The 18388-nt window shown below is 70.9% G+C and carries 16 protein-coding genes and 1 pseudogene; 6 read left to right on the top strand and 11 right to left on the bottom strand.

From position 1 onward, the window contains the following. Nucleotides 1-28 precede the first annotated feature (28 nt). Entirely contained in the window at nt 29-709 is a 681-nt protein-coding gene (locus tag ACZ3H8_RS17995) for an HAD family hydrolase (RefSeq protein WP_467402799.1), read from the bottom strand. A 25-nt stretch (nt 710-734) separates the two neighbouring features. Next, on the bottom strand, nt 735-1217 hold the full coding sequence (locus ACZ3H8_RS17990) for an Lrp/AsnC family transcriptional regulator (protein WP_467402797.1): 483 nt from the start codon (nt 1215-1217) through the stop codon (nt 735-737). A gap of 186 nt (nt 1218-1403) precedes the next feature. Here ACZ3H8_RS17990 and ACZ3H8_RS17985 point away from each other — a divergent pair, with 186 nt between their 5' ends. From ACZ3H8_RS17985 to ACZ3H8_RS17965, 5 genes are all read left to right on the top strand, one after another. Further along, nucleotides 1404-3089, top strand: coding sequence for a helix-turn-helix transcriptional regulator (locus ACZ3H8_RS17985; RefSeq protein ID WP_467402796.1), 1686 nt, complete (start codon nt 1404-1406; stop codon nt 3087-3089). 143 nt (nt 3090-3232) lie between these two features. Then, nucleotides 3233-4618, top strand: a complete 1386-nt coding sequence (locus ACZ3H8_RS17980; protein ID WP_467402793.1) for an FAD-binding oxidoreductase — start codon at nt 3233-3235, stop codon at nt 4616-4618. Between the two features lie 430 nt (nt 4619-5048). Beyond that, nucleotides 5049-6551, top strand: a complete 1503-nt coding sequence (locus ACZ3H8_RS17975; protein WP_467403242.1) for an FUSC family protein — start codon at nt 5049-5051, stop codon at nt 6549-6551. 131 nt (nt 6552-6682) lie between these two features. Further along, on the top strand, nt 6683-7834 hold the full coding sequence (locus ACZ3H8_RS17970; RefSeq protein ID WP_467402792.1) for a nitric oxide synthase oxygenase: 1152 nt from the start codon (nt 6683-6685) through the stop codon (nt 7832-7834). A 75-nt stretch (nt 7835-7909) separates the two neighbouring features. Continuing rightward, complete coding sequence (locus ACZ3H8_RS17965; RefSeq protein ID WP_467402789.1) at nt 7910-8959, top strand: lactonase family protein; 1050 nt, start codon at nt 7910-7912, stop codon at nt 8957-8959. An 86-nt stretch (nt 8960-9045) separates the two neighbouring features. Here the strand turns inward: ACZ3H8_RS17965 and ACZ3H8_RS17960 are convergent, their stop codons facing one another. From ACZ3H8_RS17960 to ACZ3H8_RS17925, 8 genes and pseudogenes are all read right to left on the bottom strand, one after another. Further along, on the bottom strand, nt 9046-9966 hold the full coding sequence (locus ACZ3H8_RS17960; protein WP_467402787.1) for a sirohydrochlorin chelatase: 921 nt from the start codon (nt 9964-9966) through the stop codon (nt 9046-9048). A gap of 95 nt (nt 9967-10061) precedes the next feature. Beyond that, the gene (locus ACZ3H8_RS17955; protein WP_467402785.1) at nt 10062-11054 is read right to left on the bottom strand and encodes an N-acetylglucosamine kinase; all 993 of its coding nucleotides are present in this window, start codon (nt 11052-11054) and stop codon (nt 10062-10064) included. Further along, nucleotides 11051-11728 carry a uracil-DNA glycosylase gene (locus ACZ3H8_RS17950; protein WP_467402782.1) on the bottom strand — a complete coding sequence of 226 codons (678 nt, stop codon included), beginning with the start codon at nt 11726-11728 and terminating at the stop codon, nt 11051-11053. The genes ACZ3H8_RS17955 and ACZ3H8_RS17950 overlap by 4 nt, the downstream gene beginning before the upstream one ends. A gap of 35 nt (nt 11729-11763) precedes the next feature. Continuing rightward, entirely contained in the window at nt 11764-12849 is a 1086-nt protein-coding gene (locus tag ACZ3H8_RS17945) for a WD40/YVTN/BNR-like repeat-containing protein (protein WP_467402781.1), read from the bottom strand. Between the two features lie 163 nt (nt 12850-13012). Continuing rightward, a complete protein-coding gene (locus ACZ3H8_RS17940; protein ID WP_467402779.1) occupies nt 13013-13768 on the bottom strand; it encodes an SDR family NAD(P)-dependent oxidoreductase in 756 nt (251 codons plus the stop codon). 103 nt (nt 13769-13871) lie between these two features. Next, nucleotides 13872-14787, bottom strand: a pseudogene (locus tag ACZ3H8_RS17935) (NADH:flavin oxidoreductase/NADH oxidase). 106 nt (nt 14788-14893) lie between these two features. Beyond that, nucleotides 14894-15706, bottom strand: coding sequence for a dimethylargininase (gene ddaH / locus ACZ3H8_RS17930; RefSeq protein WP_467402777.1), 813 nt, complete (start codon nt 15704-15706; stop codon nt 14894-14896). 127 nt (nt 15707-15833) lie between these two features. Further along, nucleotides 15834-16325, bottom strand: coding sequence for an Lrp/AsnC family transcriptional regulator (locus tag ACZ3H8_RS17925; protein WP_467402775.1), 492 nt, complete (start codon nt 16323-16325; stop codon nt 15834-15836). A 197-nt stretch (nt 16326-16522) separates the two neighbouring features. Here ACZ3H8_RS17925 and ACZ3H8_RS17920 point away from each other — a divergent pair, with 197 nt between their 5' ends. Next, nucleotides 16523-16873: an ArsR/SmtB family transcription factor gene (locus ACZ3H8_RS17920; protein ID WP_467402772.1), complete on the top strand. Its 351-nt coding sequence runs from the start codon at nt 16523-16525 to the stop codon at nt 16871-16873. A gap of 56 nt (nt 16874-16929) precedes the next feature. Here ACZ3H8_RS17920 and ACZ3H8_RS17915 read toward each other — a convergent pair whose 3' ends face one another. Then, complete coding sequence (locus ACZ3H8_RS17915; RefSeq protein ID WP_467402770.1) at nt 16930-18285, bottom strand: FAD-dependent oxidoreductase; 1356 nt, start codon at nt 18283-18285, stop codon at nt 16930-16932. Nucleotides 18286-18388 lie beyond the last annotated feature (103 nt).

The raw sequence follows: 18388 nt of genomic DNA, 5'->3' as shown, positions 1-18388 counted from the left end.
GTCCGCAGGTGTGGGCACCGGCCGCCCGCTACGCGACGAGCCAGTCGTACGCGGCCCGCGCCGTGAACGCGCCCTGCCCGCCCGCGAAGAGCAGCCCCGCCGCCCGGAACGCCGGGTCGTCGGCCGTCGCGGGCACGTAGGGAATGGCGATGCAGCGCATGCCGGCCGCGTGTGCGGCCGCCGCGCCCGGAGGCGCGTCCTCCAGCACCACGCAGTCGCCGGGAGAGGCCCCCAGCCGGCGCGCGGCCTCAAGGAAGATGTCGGGCTCCGGCTTGCCCTGCGCGACCTCCTCGGCGGAGACGACCTTCGGAATGAACGCGTCAAGGCCGGTGCCCGCCAGCACCGCCTCGATGGCGGCGCGGGACGAGCCGGATGCCACCGCCATCGGCACTCCTTCCGTGTGCAGCAGTTCCACGAACTTCCGCATCTCGGGGAAGACCTCCGTCGAGGCGCGGGCCAGCTCCAGGTAGTTCCGGTTCTTCCCGGCCAGCAACTCGTCGATCGGCGTCTCGATCCCGTACTCCCCGCGCAGAATCTCCAGCGTCTCCCGCGTGCTGATGCCGATGAAGCGCGTGTGGTGCTCCCAGGTGAAGTCCGGCACGCCGTGCTGGGCCAGGAGCCTGCGCCCCGCCTCGTAGTAGTTCGGCTCGCTGTCCACGAGTGTGCCGTCGAGATCGAAGATGACCGAAGGGGTGCGCGAATTGCTCATGCGGTCCAGCATGCCAAGGCGCGGCTCAGCGTGCGGTGCCGGCCGTCCGGCCCACCGATTCGACCAGCGGCAGCAGCCGGTGCGGCACCCGCTCGCGGAGCGCCATCTCGGTGCGCGTGCGCACCACGCCCGGCAGTTGGATAAGCCGCTGGATGACGTCTTCGAGATGTCCGTTGTCGCGCGCGGCGACCCGGGTCAGCAGATCCCCGCCGCCGGTGATCGAGAACGCCTCGATGATTTCCGGTACGGCCGCGAGCGCGTCGCCGACCTCGTCCAGATGCCCCTGGGTGACCTCGATATGGACGAAGGCGAGGACCGGGTGTCCGAGGGCCGCGGGGGAGAGGTGCGGTCCCATGCCCGTGATCACGCCGTCCCGCTCAAGCCGGTCGATCCTGGCCTGCAGGGTGCCGCGGGCGATGCCCAGGATCCGGGCGTACTCGCGCACGCTGGTGCGCGGCTGCTCGATCATCAGCCGCAGGATGCGGGTGTCGAGCGCGTCCACCGCCATGATCCGTTGGCCTCCGTCTGGTCCGGTACTCCAGTGCATGACTGTACCAATGGCAAGCCTGCGTCGATCGAGTTGAGCCATTGTGCAGAAGGATGCGCGAAGAGGACGTCCGTCGCCCGTCGGAGCTGCCCGCTCCTATCCTGGTGAGGGGTGGTCCGGCTCGCGGAGAGCGGGAAGGGAGCCGCGGTGGCTGAGCAGATCACCGGCACCGAACGGGCGATCGAGCAGGCGAGGGACGCTGTCGCCCGCGAGGCATGGGCCGATGCCTACGCCGCCCTGCACGACCTCGACCTCGACCGGATGACCTCCGACGACCTTGCCGCACTCGCCGATGCCGCCTGGTGGACCAGCCGCGTCGAGGAATCGATCGCAGCGCGGACAAAGGCCTACTCCGGCTACGTGGCGGCGGGCGCCGCCCGGCAGGCCGGATTCAGCGCCTGGATGCTCTTCTACGAATATCAGCTGGCGGGACGTACGGCCGCGGCCGCCGGCTGGCTGCGCCGGTCCCGGCAGCACCTCAGCAGCGAGCCCGAGTGTGTCGAGCAGTGCTATCTCGCCTGGGTCGAAGCAGAAGAGGCACAGCAGCGTGGCGCGTTCGACGAGGCCATGAGCTGCGCCCACCGCATGGCCGGCATCGCGCGGCGCTGCGGCAGCCCGGATCTCCTCGCCATGAGCACCCAGGCGCAGGCGAGCGTGCTGCTGGCCCAGGGGCGGGTCGCCGGCGGGCTCGCACTGCTCGACGACGCCATGTGCTCGGCCATGGCGGGCGAGCTCAGCTCGTTCTTCACCGGGTGGATCTATTGCCTGGGACTCCAGCAGTGCATGGCCTCCGCCGACCTGGAACGAGCCGTCGAGTGGACCGACGCCGCCATGACCTGGTGCGCGTCGATGCCCGAGGAGAACAACTTCCGGGGTCTGTGCCGGGTACACCGGGTGGAGGTGCTGGAACTGTGCGGTGACTGGCCCCGGGCCGAGACGGAAGCCGCCCTCACCTGCAGGGAGCTGCTGCCGTACGAGGCGAGGATCGCCGCGGAGGCGTTCTATCTGACCGGGGGTATCCAGCGGCGGCGCGGCGAGTTGGCCGAGGCCGAGGCATCGTACGGCCGCGCGCACGAACTCGGCCGCGACCCGCAGCCGGGCCTCGCGCTGCTGTGCCTGGCTCAGGGCAAGGCCGACTCATCCGCTGCCGCCCTGCGGGTCGCACTGGCGGCCGAGGGCAGTGGGGACGGTGGCGGTGGTCCTGGCCGCCTCGGGCGCTGCCGGCTGCTGGCGGCCCAGGTCGAGGTCTCGCTCGCCCTCCGACAGCTCGACCAGGCACGTACGGCAGTGGACGAACTGGAGTCGACCGCTCGCGAGTGGCAGCAGCGGCGCGAGTCCGAGAGCACGGTGCTGCATGCGACCGCCGCGGCGGCGGGCGGCGCCGTGGCATTCGCCGACCGTGACCTCGAACGTGCGCTGCCCCTGCTGCACCGTGCGCTGTCGCTGTGGCTGGAACTGGGAGTCCCGTACGAGGCGGCGCAGGTCCGTATGACCCTTGCCGCTGCCGACCGCGCCGCGGGGGACGACGAAGGCGCACGGCTGGAACTCCAGGCCGCGCAGGCGGTCTTCGAGCGGCTGGGCGCAGTGCCCGACGCGCGGCGGGCGGCGGCCCTGCTCAGCGCCGTGCACCATCGGCTCCCCGGCGAACTCACCGAGCGCGAGGTCCAAGTGCTCCGTCTCGTGGCCGCAGGCAGGACCAACCGGTCCATCGCCTCCGAGCTGGTGATCAGCGAGCACACCGTCGCCCGGCACCTCAACAACATCTTCGCGAAGCTCGATGTGTCATCGAGGGCTGCTGCCACGGCGTACGCGTACACGCACGGCCTTGCGTGATCCCGCACGCGATGCGGAGCATGGGCTGTTCTGCCCATGCCCGCTTCGGCGATATGGGCGGTTCCGGCGATGAGCGTCGGCCGGCCCCGCGCCTACAACAGTGCTGTGCCCATGTCCGAAGACGCGGAAAGCCGGTGGCGGCCATGACCACCTACACACCAGCCCTCGACGACACGCTGCTGGAGCGGCTGCAGGGGTCCGTACGCGGCGACATCATCCAGCCCGGCGACCCCGACTACGACGAGGCCCGCAAGGTCTACAACGCGATGCACGACAAGCGGCCGGCGATCATCGTCCGGGCCGTCGACGTGGGCGACATCGTCGCCACCGTGGACTTCGCCCGGGAGCAGAATCTGCTGCTGGCGGTGCGCGGCGGCAGCCACAGCGTCCCCGGTCACGGCACCTGCGACGGCGGCGTCGTGCTCGACCTCGGGCGCATGCGCGGGATTCGGGTCGACCCCGAGGCGCGTACGGCCAGGGCCGAGGGCGGCTGCACCTGGGCCGATGTCAACCACGCCACGCACGCCTTCGGCCTGGCCACCACGGGCGGGGTCGTGTCCAGTACCGGTATCGGCGGGCTCACCACGGGAGGCGGCATGGGCTATCTGGCCCGTCGCTGCGGGCTGGCCTGCGACAACCTGATCTCGGCCGACCTGGTCACGGCCGACGGGTCCTTCCTGACCTGTACCCAGGAGCACAACGCCGACCTGCTGTGGGCACTGCGCGGCGGGGGCGGGAACTTCGGGGTCGTCGCGTCCTTCGAGTACCGGCTGCACCCCGTGGCCGACATTCTCGGCGGGCCGACGTTCTACCCGCTCGACGGGGACGTGATGCGGAGATACCGGGAGCTGATCGCCGACTCGGACGAGAAGTTCAGCGCCCTGCTCGTCGTCGCGCTCGGCCCGCCTCTCCCGTTCCTGCCCGAGCGGTGGCACGGACGGCCGCTCTGCGGAGTGGTCACCTGCTGGACCGGTCCCGAGGCCCAGGACGACCAGGTCCGTGCCCGTCTCGACGAGCTCGGCCCGGTCGTGGGGCAGCACGTCGGGCGCATGCCGTATCCGGTGATCAACACCCTCTTCGACGAACTGCTGCCCGCGGGCCTCTTCCACTACTGGAAGGGCACCTTCAGCCAGGGCCTGCCGGATGGGGTCATCGACGCGTACGTCGAGTACGGCGCCACGACGCCCAGCATCCAGAGCGCGACGGTGGTGTTCCCCATCGACGGCGCCTGCCACAGGGTGGGGCCCGAGGAGACCGCATTCACCTACCGGGAGGCCGACTTCGCGACCGCACTCAGCCCGACACTCCCTACCCGCGCCGACTGTGAGGCCAACGTCGGCTGGGTGCGCGCCTTCGCCGCGGCACTCGAGCCCTCCTCCCTGGAGGGCGGCTACGTGAACTTCATGGACCACGACGACCAGGACCGGGTCCGGGCCAACTACCGTCAGAACTACGAACGACTGACGGCGATCAAGCGACGCCACGACCCCGGCAACTTGTTCCGCCTGAACCACAACATCGCGCCCTGAGGAACATCCCGGGCCTGGTCCGGCCGTACAAGCGGCTCCGGGGCCGGACAAGGACTCCGGATGACCGGGGCCGGACGGAGCTGCCGGGACACGTGCCGGTGCCGCCACGGCCTACCGCGGCGTTCAGGCTCCCCCGGGTGGCCTCCGGCGCTGGACCTTGCCCTCCTGGTCCGTTGGCCCCCTCGTGGCTGAAGTTCTTGCTTTGTGGTGCGCCAATGGCACAGCCCATCGAGCATGTGTTGAGCCGCTGCCCCTACAGATGCTTATCTGTGTCGCATCCATGCACAATCGGCGCCGCGCAGCGCCGGACGGCAACGAGGCCGGATCCGGACCGCGGCGCCTTCGCCGTGCCTGCGGACGCCCCACTCCCGGCGGCCCGCGGCCGGCGGTGAGGCAAGACAAAGAGGGGCGGCCGACCGCCGTGAAGAGGATGTTCGTGGCTCCCGATCCGGGGCGTCTACGTCTGAGGAACTCGCTGCGCGCCGTCATCGGCGTGAGCCTCGCCGTCGCGGCGGCCGAACTGGCCGGGCTCTCGCTGACCGCCTCCATCACCGGGGGCCTGGCGGCTCTGCTGGCCCTCTTCACCGTCACTGACGTGTCCGTGCGTGCCCAGGCGCTGACCACCGCCCTGCTCCCGGCTGCCGGATTCCCGGTCCTGGCCCTGGCAACCACCCTGCACAGCGAACCGCTGCCGCGCGCCGCCGCCTGGCTCGTCGTGGTCTTCAGCGGCGTCTACGCCCGGCGCTGGGGCCCGCGCGGACACGCGCTGGGGATCTTCGCCTTCATGATGTTCTTCGTCACCCAGTTCCTGCACGCGGTCCCGGCCCAGCTGCCGGAGCTGTACGCGTCGGTGGCGCTGGCCCTCGCCGCCTGTTCGGCGGTCCGCTTCGGTCTGTGGTGCATCGAACGGCGCACGCCGACGCCCGCGGCTCCCACGCCGCTCCCCGGACGCGGACTCGCCCGCCCCACCACGCGGCAGGCCTTCCAGGCGACCTTCGCCTGCGGCCTCGCGCTCGCGGCCGGGCAGCTGATCTCGCCGGACCGCTGGTACTGGGCCGTCGGCACCGCCTGGTGGATCTTCGTCAATACTGCATCGCGCGGCGAGGCCCTCGTGCGCGGCTTCCGCCGCGTCGTCGGCACCGTCACCGGCATCGCCGCCGGTCTGCTGATCGCCATCCCGATCGCGGGCGCGCCCGTGCCTACCGCAGCCCTGGTCGCCGTCTGCGTCTTCGGCATCTTCTACACGGCCGCCCCCTCGTACAGCTGGATGATGTTCTTCGTCACCGTCATGGCCGGCCTGCTGTACGGGCTGCTTGGCGTGCTGCACCCCGGGCTGCTGCTGCTCCGGTTCGAGGAGACGGCGGTCGGCGCGCTCGGTGCGGCGCTCGGCGTGGCCCTGATCCTGCCCGTCACCACGCATGCGGCGACCGACGCCTGGATCCGGCGCGCCCTGCACTGCGTTCACGGCTGCACCACCGCTGCGGCGCGCAGGCTTGCCGGGGACGAGCAGGCCGACCCGGCGCCGCTCGCCGCCGAACTGGAGCTGCTGCTCGGCCGGGTGCGGCTCTCCCTCGCCCCGCTCGTCCACCCGCTCAGCCCGCTGCGGGCCCGCAAGGCGCGCGCCCGCCAGGTGATCGTGCTGCTGGACGAATGCGCACGCGAGGTCCGTGGCCTCGCCGCCGTCGCCGCCGACCCGGATGCTTCGCACGACGCGCGGCTCGCCGCCGCCTGCCACCGTGTCGAAGCCGCGGTGCACGCCCTGGTGCCGCCCGCCACCCGGCAGGCGAAGGCTCACAGCGACTCCGTACCGGTGCCTCAGCACCACCCCGGTGCCGAGGTGGCCCTCACGCATCTCCAGGCACTGGAGCGGGCGCTAGCGGAGCTGGACGCGCCCCTGCGTACCTCTCCGCGCGCTCCTCTCGTGCCTGCCTGACCTGGGGAATGACCGCAAAGCCCTTGAATGAGGCAAATTCCCCCGGCACACACAGGGTGGATCAGGGTGTTCAAGGGGTAACCACAGCGGCATCCATGCACGTCCCTCCACGAGCCCGGGGGTTGCGCACCATGCCCAAGTCTCTGTTCAGACCGTTGTGCCTGACCGGCGCACAGGTGGACCGCCAGGAGGCCGAGGACTTCATACGCCTCCACCACCTGGAGGAGCGAGCGGCGGGCGACCCGGCAGCCCGGATCGCCGCCGTCCTCGCGGAGATCGACGAGACCGGCACATACCGCCACACCCGCGCGGAACTCGTCTACGGCGCACGCGTCGCCTGGCGCAACAGCAACCGCTGCATCGGCCGCCTCTACTGGCGCTCCCTGCGGATACGCGACCGAAGACACATCGACGACGCCGACTCCGTGGCACGCGAGTCGGCGGAACACCTGCGCCAGGCCACCAACGGCGGCCGCATCCGCCCGATGATCACCGTCTTCGCCCCGGACGCGCCCGGCCGCCCCGGCCCGCGCATCTGGAACGAGCAGCTCGTACGGTACGCGGGCTACGGCTCCGCCCACGGGCCCACCGTGGGCGACCCCCGCAACGCCGCACTCACCGACGTCGCCTTGGGGCTCGGCTGGCAGGGCGGCCCCGGCACACCCTTCGACCTGCTGCCGCTCGTCATCGAGGACGGCGACGGCAAGCCTCGATGGTTCGAGCTGCCGCGCGAAGCCGTGCTCGAAGTGGAGCTGCACCATCCGGAGGAGAGCTGGTACGCGGAGCTGGGCCTGCGCTGGCACGCCGTACCCGCCGTCGCGAACATGTGCCTGGAGATCGGCGGTATCTGCTACCCCGCAGCACCCTTCAACGGCTGGTACATGGGCACCGAGATCGGCGCCCGCAACCTCGCCGACACCGACCGCTACGCCCTGCTGCCGCGCATCGCCGAACGGCTGGGCCTCGACACGACGAACGACCGCTCGCTGTGGAAGGACCGCGCGCTGGTCGAGCTGAACCGCGCCGTGCTGCACTCCTTCGACCGCGCGGGCGTCACCGTCACCGACCACCACACCGAATCCCGCCGCTTCCTCACGCATCTGGACCGGGAGGCGAGCCGGGGCCGCTGCGTCGGCGCCGACTGGTCGTGGATCGTGCCGCCGATCTCGGGCTCCGCGACGCCGGTCTTCCACCGTACGTACGACCCCACCCAGCGGCGGCCCGCCTATGTCCACCACCCCGAGGCGCAGGCGCGCGCTCTCGGTGAACGGGGCGGGGAGTAGATGGACTTGGTCTAGACCGCGCCTGGTACCGTCGGCCGGGCAACAAGCGATCAGTCGGCGGAGAGGGGAAACGCTGTGGGTGACAAGGGCGCCGGGCGAGCATTCATCGGGTCGTTCACCTCGGCCGGAGGCCGCGGGATCATCGCCGCCGCCGTGGACGGGGAGACCGGTGCGCTCGCCGAGACGGGGGCGAGTGACGCAATCGCCGACCCGTCGTATCTCGCCATCGCGATCGGATCCGGCGGCCCGGTCCTCTACGCCGTCTCGGAGACCGCCGAGGGTGCGGTGGCGGCCTTCGACGTCAATGGGCCATCGCCGAAGCCGATCGGCGCCCGGATCCCGGTGTGCGGCGAAGGCCCCACCCATCTCGCGCTCGCGGCAGGCCATCTGGTGACCGCCAACTACGGCTCGGGCAGCGTCACCGTGCTCCCCGTCGGGGCCGGTGGAGAGCCGGGCGCCGCCAGTGGCGTACTGCAGCACGAGGGCGCGGGACCGGACCCGGAACGGCAGCGCGGTCCGCACGCTCACCAGGTGCTGCCCGATCCGACCGGGCGCTGGGTGCTCGGCGTCGACCTCGGCACCGACTCCATACGGATCTGCGAACTGGACCCCGATGCGGGTGAGCTGGCCCTGCACGGCGAGACCGCGCTGCGCCCCGGAACAGGCCCGCGCCATCTCGCCTTCCACCCCGCGGGCAGTCATGCCTATGTGCTGAACGAGCTCAAGCCGACCCTCACCGTCTGCCGCTGGGACGCGGACGCGGGTGTGCTCGAACCGGTCGGTGAGACACCGGTGCTGCCAGACGGCGTCGATGGGCCCGTCTACCCGTCCGAGGTGGTCGTCTCGCACGACGGCAGGCATCTGTGGACCGCCAACCGCGGCCACGACAGCATCGCCGTACTCGCGCTCGACGAGACGCGCGAGAAGGCGGAGCTGGTCACCACAGTGCCGTGCGGCGGGCACTGGCCGCGCGACCTCGCTCTGGACCCGACAGGACGCAGGCTGTACGCCGCCAACGAGCGCTCCGGGGACGTCACCTGGTTCGACATCGACGCGGAGACCGGCGTGCCGCGCAGGGCGGGCTCCCTTGACGCCCCCGCGGCCTCCTGCGTGATCTTCGTCTGATCACCGGGCCGTAGCGTTAGGGCCCGCACCGTTCAAGTGGTGCGGGCCCTTCTGCGTATCTGCTCTGCGTACCTACGACCGTGCCGTCAGTGCGAGGGCGAGCCCTGCGGCTGCGGGGCGATGCCCAGCGCGGTCGTGTACTGCGACAGCACCAGCTTGCCGATCGCCGGGTAGGCGCCGAGCGCCTCGGCGGCGGCACAGCCCGCCTCCTTGACGGCGGCCTCCAGCAGGCCCTCGGGCAGCTCCGGGCCGACCAGATACGGGGCCAGGGCGAGCTGCGCCGAGCCGGAGCCGCGCAGCTGCTCGGCGATCGCGGCCACCGCGCCCTCCTGGTCGAGCGCCGCGGCCATCACCGGCACCGCGAGGCGCGCGGCCAGCAGCATGCCGGTGATCCCGGCGGCCTGGACGGCCTCCTCGCCGCCGACCGTGGCCAGGATGATGCCGTCGGCCGCTGTGGCCACGGTGAACAGCCGGGCGCGGTCGGCGCGCGCCAGGCCGGCCTCCGAGAGCCGGACGTGGAGGGCTTCGGCGAGCAGCGGGTGCGGGCCGAGGACATCGGTCAGCTCGGCCCTCGCGCGGCTGTCCATGACGGCCTGGCGGATACGCCGCATCAGGGCGTTGTCCGGGCCCGCGAGGAGCGGCACCACGACGGCGGCGGGCCCCTCGGGAGCGGCCACTTCACGGCCGGCGGCCTTCGCGATCTCGTACCGCTCGGTGCGCCGGGCGGCGGTGTGCGCGAGGACGCTCTCGAGCGTGGGGTACTCGGCGTCGTCGCCGTCGAGATACCCGATGGCCACGTCGAGGCCGGGCAGCTCGGAACGGGCGATGCTTATGACCTCTTCGGCCAGGCTGCGCGTGGCGTGCGCGGGAGCGCCGGGAACGGCGAGCACGAGCGCGGGCGCGCCCTCAGGAGCCGCCACGGGTTCCGGGCGGCGGTGCCGCCCGGACTGGCGGGGTCGCGGCATTCGTACAGGCAGGCCGGATGCGGGCCCAGTGGGGGAGCTCATGGCGCCGCATGCTACTGGTTTTGGGGGTGCGGCTGTTCGGGGAGGGGGCACTCAAGTGTTATCTGTCCGTATTTATCCGGTGAATGTCGTACGCCTCAACTGCCCTGCTCTGTCGGTACGTGCAGCAGCGTCGGATGGCGTGGCAGTCGCAGTGAATCGGTGGCGAGCGCCGCCGCGAGAAGCACCGCGCCGGTGAGCGGATCGCCGGTCGCGGACACCGGCCGGGCGTGCGGCAGTTGTCCGGCCAGCTCACTCCTCAGCGGTACGAGCAGTGGGTCGCCCATCTTGAACAGCCCGCCGGTCAGGGCGACTTCACAACCACCGGGTGCACTGGCGGCCGGTGGACACACGGCCGCGGCCGCTTCCGCGATATGCCGGGCGGCCCCGGCAAGGATGGTCGCGGACACCGCGTCGCCCTCCGCCGCGCACCGCCCGACCTCGGGCGCGAAGGAGGCGAGCACCGCGGGCCGGTCCGGGCGCGGATACAGCATTCCCGGCAGCTCCTGCGCCGGACCGAACACCGACTCCATCCTGGCCAGCAGCGCGGCGGAACCGCCGCGCCGCCCGTCGTGGGCGCGCAGCGCGGCCTCCAGACCGGCCCGGCCGATCCAGGCGCCCCCGCCGCAGTCGCCCAGCAGATGGCCCCAGCCGTCGGCCCGGTGCCAGGCGGACAGATCCGTACCCATCGCGATCATGCCGGTGCCTGCCGCGACCACGGCCCCGGGACGCTGGCCGAGCGCCCCGGCGTATGCGGTGACCGCGTCCGCGGCGAGCGCGAGACGGTGTACGCCCAGTGCCTCGGCCAGTGCGGCGGGGAGTTCGGCGCGCAGCCGGCCGCCGAGCGTCGCCATCCCGGCAGCTCCGATCACGACTGCGGACACGGTGCCGCCACCGGCCCGGTCCAGCAGCGTGCGCGCCATCGGCAGCAGCAGGTCCAGCAGATGCTCCGCGTCGATGCCCCCGTCGCCGGTGCGCACCGGCTCGCGCGACTCGACACTGTCGACGCGTGCCGGGTCGGAGGCGTCGGCGAGCGCCGTACGCAGACCGGAGCCGCCGGAGTCCACTGCGAGGACCCGGCTCACGGTCACGGAAGCCGCCAGTCGACCGGCTGCGCCCCCTGGCGTTCGAGGAGTTCGTTGGTCCGGCTGAACGGGCGGGAGCCGAAGAAGCCGCGGTCCGCGGACATGGGGGAGGGGTGCGAGGACTCGATCGCCGGGAGGTCGCCGAGCAGCGGACGCAGATTGCGGGCATCACGCCCCCACAGCACGGACACCAGGGGCTTGCCGCGCGCGGCGAGGGCCCGGATGGCCTGCTCGGTCACCTCCTCCCAGCCCTTGCCGCGGTGCGCGGCGGGCTTGCGGGGCGCGGTGGTCAGCGCCCTGTTGAGCAGCAGCACGCCCTGCCGGGTCCATGGCGTGAGATCGCCGTTGGCCGGTCGGGGGTGCCCCAGGTCGGCGTGCATCTCCCGGAAGATGTTGTCCAGGCTGCCGGGCACCGGCCGCACTTCGGGCGCCACCGAGAAGCTCAGCCCCACGGCGTGCCCGGGCGTGGGGTACGGATCCTGACCGACGATCAGGACGCGCACGTCCTCGAAGGGCTGCTGAAAGGCGCGCAGCACATTCGATCCGGCCGGCAGATAGGTGCGTCCCGCGGCGATCTCCGCCCGCAGGAAGTCCCCCATCGCGGCGATGCGTTCGGCCACTGGAGCGAGGGCGTCCGCCCACCCAGGCTCGATGATTTCTTTCAAGGGTCGTGCTGCCACGGGGCGTCACTCTACTGGTGCGGCGGCCATGCCTCTCAACCCATGGCCGCTGCCCGTACGCAGAGCACATCCGGCAGATGGGACGCGAGCAGCTGCCAGCTGTCTCCGTCGTCCGCGCTCGCATACACCTCGCCGTTGCGATTGCCGAAGTACACACCGGCCGGATCCGCGTCGTCCGTGCGCAGCGCGTCCCGCAGCACGGTGCCGAAGTGGTCGCCCTCGGGCAGCCCGGCCGACAGCGCCTCCCAGCTGCCGCCCGCGTCGCTCGTACGGTAGACGCGACAGCGACGTCCGGCAGGCACTCGGTCCGCGTCCGCCGTGATCGGGAAGACATAGGCCGTGTCGGGGCGGTGCGGATGTGCGGCGACCGCGAAACCGAAGTCGGACGGCAGCCCCTCGCCGATGTCGGTCCACTTGGCGCCCGCGTCGTCGCTGCGGTACACACCCCAGTGGTTCTGCAGATACAGCCGGTCCAGATCGCCCGCGTCCTGCGCGATCTTGTGGACGCACTGCCCGAACTCCGGGTTGGGGTCGGGCAGGAAGACCGCCGACACCCCCTGGTTGGAGGGTGCCCAGCTTGCGCCGCCGTCCTTGGAGCGGAACACCCCGGCCGCCGACACCGCGACCGTCACGGCCTGAGGGTCCCGGCGGTCGGTCACCACGGTGTGCACCGCCTCACCGCCGCCGCCCGGTTCCCACTTCGAGCGGGTGGGATGCTCCCACAGGGGCCGTACGAGCTCGAAGGTCTCGCCGCGGTCGTCCGAGCGGAACAGCGCGGCAGGCTCCGTCCCCGCGTACACCACGTCCGGCGCGGCGGGACCGGCCGGATGCAGCTGCCAGACGCGCTCCAGTGACGCCCCGGTGTCCTTGGGGAACTTCACGGCCGGTTGCTCCGGCTCGATCCAGGTCCTGCCGAGGTCGTCGGAGTGGAACACCGAAGGGCCCCAGTGCGCGCTGTCGCCGCCCACCAGCAGGCGGGGCACGGACCGGCGCGTGTCGATCCCGATCGAGTACACGGCCTGCGCATTGAAATGCGGGCCGTCGAACTCCCATGTGCCGCCATGCCTGCGGCCGATGAAGAGCCCTTTTCGAGTGCCTACGGTCAGAAGAACATCGGTCATGGCCTTTTACCTCCAGGACGCCGCTGTCTCGGATACGGGCCAGTCTGCACCCGCCCACTGACAGCGGCCCGTGGGGCGGGTCTTTTCGCAGCTCAGCCCGGGTGTGAACGGTCTTGGGGGACGGTCTTCGGGGGCGATCTGTGCGGACGGTTGGGCGGACGGTTCAGTCGACGACCGACCCGCCGGTGATATTGAGAGCTGTCGCGGTCATCGAACGAGCCAGGTCCGAGGCGGCGAAGACCGCCACATTGCCGACGTCGGCGAGCGAGGCCGCCCGGCCCAGCATGGTGTTCCCCGCGATCTCCTCGGTGATGGCCTTGCCCCACTCGAATCCCTCGGGGATCGTCTCGGGCACGCCGCCGGTCTGGAGTGTGAGGACGCGGATACCGTGCGGGCCCAGCTCGCAGGCCAGATTCCGGCGGAGGGACTCCACGGCGCCGAACGCCACCTGGAATCCGCCCATGTAGTGGTTGCGCGGCGGGTCGCCGTAGCCGCCGAAGGCGAGGATCACGCCGGACTTCTGCCTCATCATGTGCCTCGCGGCGGCCCTGGAGGTCAGGAACATCGTGCGTACGGCGTTGTGGACCGGCCGCTCGAAGTCCGCAAGCGCCATCTCGGCGAGCGGCGTCCCCTGGACTTCGGCGTACGAGATGAGATTGAACGAGATGTCGAGGCTGCCGGCCCGCTCGGCCACGGCGTCGGCGTGCCGGTCGACCGCCTCCTCGTCGAGCGCGTCGACCTGATCGGTCTCGGCCGTGCCACCCGCGGCGCGGATGGCATCGGCGACCTCTTCAAGGCTCTTGCGGGTGCGTCCGGCGAGATGGACCCGCGCACCTTCGCGGGCGAAGGCGCGGGCGACCGCCCCGCCGATGGCGCCTCCACCTCCGTAGATGACGGCGTTCTTGTTTTCGAGCAGCACGAGGTGCCTCCTGAGTACGTACGTACTCAGTGCAGACCGGCCCGGGCCCCGGAACTCATCGGTCGCCAGGGTGCGGGGATCTCACGGGGACCCCACGGGGATCTCAGACGGAGCGGTGGTACTGCTCCGGGATGTGGATCTCGCCGCCCAGCTCACCGGCCGCGTGCCGGGCCCACGACGGGTTACGCAGCAGCTCACGGCCGAGCAGCACCGCGTCGGCCTCGCCGTTGCCCAGGATCTTCTCCGCCTGCCCGGCCTCGGTGATCATGCCGACCGCGGCGACCGGGAGCCCGGTCTCCGCCTTCACCCGCGCGGCGAACGGCACCTGGTAGCCGGGTCCGGCGGGGATGCGCACCCGCGGTGCGTTGCCGCCGGTGGAGACGTCGAGGAGGTCGATGCCGTGCTCCTTGAGCAGGGCGGCGAAGCGGACCGTGTCGTCGGCCGTCCAGCCGGCCTCGTCCAGCCAGTCGGTGGCGGAGATACGGAAGAAGAGCGGCAGCTCGTCGGGCCACACCGCGCGCACAGCGTCGACAACCTCGAGTGCGAAGCGGGTGCGGTTCTCGAAGGACCCGCCGTACTCGTCGTCCCGCTGGTTGCTGTGCGGCGACAGGAACTCGCCGATCAGATAGCCGTGTGCACCGTGGATCTCGGCGACCTCGAATCCGGCGTCCAGCGCGCGGCGGGCAGCGGCCGCGAACTGGCCGGTGATCTCCTGTATCTGAGCGACCGTCACCTCGGTGGGGACGGGGTGCCCCTCGTCGAAGGGGAGCGGGCTGGTCGTTCCAGATCCCGAGGTCGGCGGGGCTGATCCGGCCCTCCGGGCTGACCGCGGTCGCCTCGGTGAGGATCAGGCCCGTGCCGCCGGTGGCGCGGGCGGCGTAGTGGGCGAAGTGCCAGTCGTTCGCGACGCCGGCGTTCGGGCCGAACACCTCCGCGCTGTACTGGCACATGGGTGCCATCCAGACGCGGTTGGGAACGGTAAGCGACCGCAGGGTGCAGGGCTGGAACAGCGCGCTCACGGCGGACTCCAATCGAGGCGGGGCCGGTGTACGGCTCGTACGATACCTATCGTAGTACGGGGAATGTCAAACTACGAGAGTTCTCGTACATTGCACCGGCGACGCCCTACTCGCGGAGCTCCTGCGTGCAGCACTTCGCTCCGCCGCCCGCCTTGCGGAACTCCGAGAGGTCCACGGGGACGGGGACGTAGCCGAGCGCTGCCACGTCCTCCATGAGGCCCGTCGCGTCCTGCGCCATCACCACATTGCGTCCGTCGGAGACGGAGTTGAGCCCGAAGGCCAGCGCATCCTCCCTGGTGGCAACGGCGGCGTGCGGGAAAAGAGTCCGCAGGACCTGCTGACTGCCTTTGGAGAAGGCGCCCGGGTAGTAGGCGATATTGCTGTCGTCGAGAGCGAAGAGCGCTGTGTCCAGGTGATAGAAATGCGGGTCGATCAAGTGAAGGCTCACTGTCGGCGTGCCGAAGAATTCCTGGACTTCGTGATGGGCTGCCGGAAGCGTGCGGAACCCGGTGCCGGCGAGGATGTATCCGCCGACCGGTGTGAAGTCGCCTTCTCCTTCGCAGGTATGGGACGGGATCCGAGTCTCGAATCCGGCGCTCTGGAACCAGGCCCGGTAATGGGCGGCTTCCGGTTGCCGCTCCGGTGCATGGAATTGCGCGCCGAACGCCTTGCCGTCGAGCACCAGTGCCGAATTGGCCGCGAACACCATGTCAGGGAGATCCTCGACCGGATCCACAACCTCCACGGTGTGACCCAGCTCGCGATACAGGGATACGAGCCCGTCCCACTGCTTCCGAGCCAGGCCGATGTCGACCGGCTCCCCCGAGGTCATCCAGGGGTTGATGGCGTACCGGACGTCGAAGTGCTCCGGTGGGCAGACGAGATACCGGCGGTGCCTCGCGGTTCGGATGGACGGCATCCGCGTTTTCCTCTCGTCGGACCGGGGGTACCCACCACGCTAGAGATGGTGACGGAAAGCGACAAGACGAATGAATTGCGTCTACTCGCAACAATGTTGCGTGTAAGGGATGTGGAGCCACTACTTGTTAGGTCAGCTCCGGCGTGATGCTTCCCGATCCGGCCTCGGGGCTGCTCGGCAGGAGGTGCGAGAGCACGATGAAGCTGTTGGTGGCCTTCACGAAAGACTCGGACCGGATCCGTTCGAGGACGTCCTCGAAGTGCGCGACGTCCAGCGCCCTGATGTGCAGGATCGCGTCGGCCCGTCCGGTGACCGTCACGGCCGACTGGACCTCGGGGTGATTTCGGACCACCTCCGCCAGCCTCCTCGGCGGAGCGGCTCCGTCGCAGAACACCTCCACATACGCTTCGGTGTGCCAGCCGAGCGCCGCGGGCTTCACCACCGTGGTGAAACCGGTGATCACCTCCTGCTCCCTGAGCCGGTCCACCCGGCGCTTGACGGCGGGCGCCGACAGGCCGATCGACAGGCCGATCTCCCGCAGGCTCGCCCGCGCGTCGGCCATCAGGGCCGAGATGATCTTGCGGTCGAGTTCGTCGAGGTCAGCTCCGCGCCGGGACATGGAGTCAGCTCCTTTCGCGCACTGCACCGCGCCTCACGGCTGTACGAGGAGCACGGTTCGCGGCGATCATGCCATCCGTCGTCCCGCATTGCCTGTGCGGCTCGGCTCTTCGGCTCGTACGGCATTCACCGTATTACGGCGAGTGTCAAACTACGAGAGTCCTCGTACAATGGAGACCCCGATGAAGTGGAGCCGCCGTGACCACCGCGACAAGCCCCCGCGTGCTTGCCCACCCCACGCGCGAAGAGATCCGTCTGGAGAATGTGCTCCACGCGCTCTCCGACCCGATGCGGCTACGTGTGGTGCGTGAGCTCGCGACGGCCGAGGACAACCTGTCCTGTTCGCACTTCGACCTGCCCGTCACCAAGTCGACGACCACCCACCACTTCCGTGTCCTGCGTGAGAACGGCGTGATCCAGCAGATCTACCAGGGCACCGCCAAGATGAACGGACTGCGGCGGGACGACCTGGACGCGCTTTTCCCCGGGCTGCTCGACAGCATCCTCGCCGCCGCCGCGGGCCAGGCGGAACGCCTCGGCGAGGGCTGAGGTGCAGGCTCCCGAAGTGCAGGCGCGCGAGGCGCAGGCGCGCCCGCGCCCGTCGCTCAGTCGCCCGCCGCGCTCAACAGCCCTGGCCAGTCAGGGATTTTGACGGTACGCCGGCCGAGCGTGCGGCCCAGCACCGACTCCGCCGTCTCGATCGACAGCCAGCCCGGCCACTGCACGGGGCGGTGTCCCGACTTACGCAGTTCGGCCAGCGGATCCTCGGCGACGGGCCGAAGTGCGAGCGTCGCGGCATCGTCGAGAAGCGAGGCCACCGTTTCCTTGGCGCACGGCCGGTTGGTGCCGATCACCCCGGTCGGGCCGCGCTTGATCCACCCCGCCACGTACTCCCCGGGCGACGGTACGCCGTCCCGCAGTATCCGCCCGGCCGCGTGTGGCACCGTGCCGCGACCCTCGTCGAACGGCAGCCCGGGCAGCGGGACACCGCGGTAGCCCACCGCCCGCAGCACCAGCTGAGCCTCGATCTCCTCGTACGCTCCGGTGCCCCGAACGCCTCCGTCGCCGTCCGGAACGGTGCGCTCGAACCGTACGCCGGCCACCTGCCCACCCTGCTCCAGCAGCTCCACCGGGCGCAGGAAGAACCGCAGATGGATCTGGCGGTCCCGGCTCTGCGCAGGCTGCGCCGCCCAGCCGCGTACGACATCGAGGTTGCGCCGGTTGACCGCGGGCAGCGCGGACACGGCGGAAGCAGATGGATCCGCGTACGCGGGGTCGAGCGCGAGGTCCGCGGGGTCGACCAGCACCTGGGCCGCAGGCAGCGAGCCGAGCTCCCGCAGCTCCTTGGTGGTGAACTTCGCCTGCGAGGGGCCGCGTCTGCCCACCATGTGCACCTCGCGCACCTGGCTGAGCGACAGCGCCCCGAGTGCCGTCTGCGGCACATCGGTGGGCCGCAACTCGTCCGCGCCCCGCGCGAGGATGCGGGCCACGTCGACGGCCACATTGCCGACGCCGATGACCACGGCCGAACGGGCCGCGAGAGCGAAGCCGTTGCCCGCCGAGTCGGGGTGCGCGCTGTACCAGGAGACGAAATCGGTGGCCGAGCGGCTGCCGGGCAGATCCTCGCCGGGAATGCCGAGCCTGCGGTCCTTGGCGGCCCCGACGCAGTAGACGACGGCGTGGTAGAGCTCCAGGAGCCGCTCGGGACCGAGCCCGTGCCTGCCCACCTCCACATTGCCGATGAAGTCGATCCGCTCGTGCTCCAGCACCGTGCGCAGATTGTTCTGCAGGGACTTGATCTTCTCGTGGTCGGGCGCGACCCCGTAGCGCACGAGTCCGTAGGGGCAGGGGAGCCGGTCCAGTACGTGCACCCGCACATCCGGAACCCGGCTCTGCTGGACGAGGTCCTGCGCGGCGTAGACCCCGCTGGGTCCCGATCCGACGACAGCGACGCGAAGCACAGCTGCGCTCCTTCCCGCAGGGGATTCCAGCATCGCACCGGTATGCGCAGATCGGGGAGATGCTCTAACGGGGTGTCTTGTGTCGTCACGATGTGCGTGCCGC

It is taken from the genome of Streptomyces sp. NPDC002868, from assembly GCF_055563295.1.
The sequence above is the reverse complement of the archived record's forward strand: the minus strand, read 5'-3'. Positions and strand labels throughout refer to the sequence as shown.